2 protein-coding genes are annotated in these 1,941 nt (G+C 59.1%); both read right to left on the bottom strand.

What is annotated here, in order from left to right; translation table 11 throughout:
• Positions 1-70: 70 nt before the first annotated feature.
• Positions 71-847, bottom strand: coding sequence for an IS21-like element helper ATPase IstB (istB, locus tag DFP86_RS19150; protein ID WP_133684316.1), 777 nt, complete (start codon positions 845-847; stop codon positions 71-73).
• The gene (gene istA / locus DFP86_RS19155) at positions 844-1,857 is read right to left on the bottom strand and encodes an IS21 family transposase (RefSeq protein ID WP_133684318.1); all 1,014 of its coding nucleotides are present in this window, start codon (positions 1,855-1,857) and stop codon (positions 844-846) included. Before istA ends, istB begins: the two co-directional genes overlap by 4 nt.
• Positions 1,858-1,941 lie beyond the last annotated feature (84 nt).

The raw sequence follows: 1,941 nt of genomic DNA on the forward strand, positions 1-1,941 counted from the left end.
TGTCAACGACAGTCGAAATCTGACCCACTTTACCGGTAAATCGACAGTTCAAATCTGACCCACCCGGGGCTCATTGAGCAGCCTGTTTCCGCACTGCTCCCGCTTTTCTCTTGTCCTTCAGTCGATAGCTTTCGCCGGTCATGCTCACGATGTGTGCGTGGTGCAGCAGCCGGTCGAGCATGGCGGCCGTCAGCGTGGCATCGTCGGCAAAGGTGTTGGCCCATTGGCTGAACGGCAGGTTCGACGACAGGATCATCGAGCCTTTCTCATAGCGCTTGGCCACCACCTGGAAGAACAGGTTGGCTTCATCTCGGCCAAATGGCAGGTAGCCGATTTCATCCACAATCAACAGGCTTGGTCCCATGACCGAACGGTTGAAGTAGTCTTTCAGCCGCCCCTGCCGTTGCGCCGTGCCCAATTGCAGCATCAGGTCAGCCGCCGTGATGAACTTCACCTTCAGGCCGGCTTGGGTCGTTCTGATGCCGATGGCGGTAGCCAGGTGTGTTTTGCCGATGCCGCTGGGGCCGATCAACACGATGTTCTCGGCGCGTTCTATAAATGTCAGGCTGGCCAGTTCCTGGATCTGCGATTTCGGCACGCCACTGGCGAAACCAAAGTCGTATTCCTCCAATGTCTTGATCGCCGGGAATCCCGCCATGCGCAACAACACCTCACGCGTTCTTTCCTGACGCAGCCTTGTCTCGCGATCCAACAGACGCTCCAGGAAGTCGCTATAGGGCAGTTCTTCCCGCACTGCCTCTTGCGCCAACGCCGGGTACTGGCTGGCCACCGATTCCAGTTTCAGTAATCGGCAAAGATGCTCGATCCGTTCCTGTTGCAGATTCATGCCGCCACCTCCAACAACTCAGCGTAGACCGACAGCGGGTGCTGGACCGACTCGAACGGTACTGCACGCATCGCTGGCACTTGGGGGCTGACGGCATAGGGCAAGGCTTGCAACATGGGGCGTTCACGCTGCCAACGATCAATCGGCCGCTCCGCCAAAGTGGCGTGCTGCCGGACATTAGCCACCTCGGCTAACCAGCGCTGCACTTCTCGGTTGGCGGTGTCGGCGTCCACCGGCAAACCCGCGCCCTTCAGGCAACTGGCCAGCGGGTTATAGAAGCTCTCGCGCAAATAGCGATTGAAGCGTTCGACCTTGCCCTTGGTTTTTGCTCGGTAGGGGCGGCACAGCCTGGGCACGAAACCCAATTCATCCGCCAAGGCCAACAGGCCGGCATGGTAGCGATGCTGTCCTGCGCCATAGGCGTCCCGCTCCAGCACGACCGTCTTCATGTTGTCGAACAGCACCTCCTGCGGCACCCCGTGGAAGTAATCGCACGCGGCCTGCAAGCCGGCACGTACCGACTCAAAGCCCTCGCTGGAGACAAAGCGCACGAACGACATGCGGCTATAACCCAGCGTGGCCACGAAGGCCGATAGCGGCGACCGTCCGCGACGAAACACCACGAAATCCGCCTGCATCTGCCGCCCAGGCTCGGTTTCGAAACGAACGGCCGGGCCGTCCTCTTGAGGACACTGCGGTCGCAATGGCGAGTAGAACTGTTTGAGCAACGTCAGACCGCCTTCATAGCCCTGCGCCTGGATTTCTCGCAATAAGACCGTTGCGGGAAGCCATAACGGACGAGCCTGCTGAATGCGCTCTTGCAGATAGGGCTTGAACGGATCGAGCTTGCTATCGCGTGGTGGCCGCACCTTGTACTGGTGACTATTCTCCACCCGCAGATGGCGCCTGACGGTGTTGCGCGATACGCCGAGCAAACGGGCAATCTCCCGAATGCTCTTACCCTGGCGGATCAAAACCTTGATTTCCACTACGTGCTCCTGGGTCAACATAACGGCGGCGCAAAGCCGCCACGTTACCCCAGGTGGGTCAGTTTTCGGTTGTCGAGGTGGGTCAGTTTTACACTGTCGCTAACA

Origin of the sequence: Paludibacterium purpuratum, from assembly GCF_004363805.1 — a bacterium.
Classification (GTDB): Bacteria; Pseudomonadota; Gammaproteobacteria; order Burkholderiales; family Chromobacteriaceae; genus Paludibacterium; species Paludibacterium purpuratum.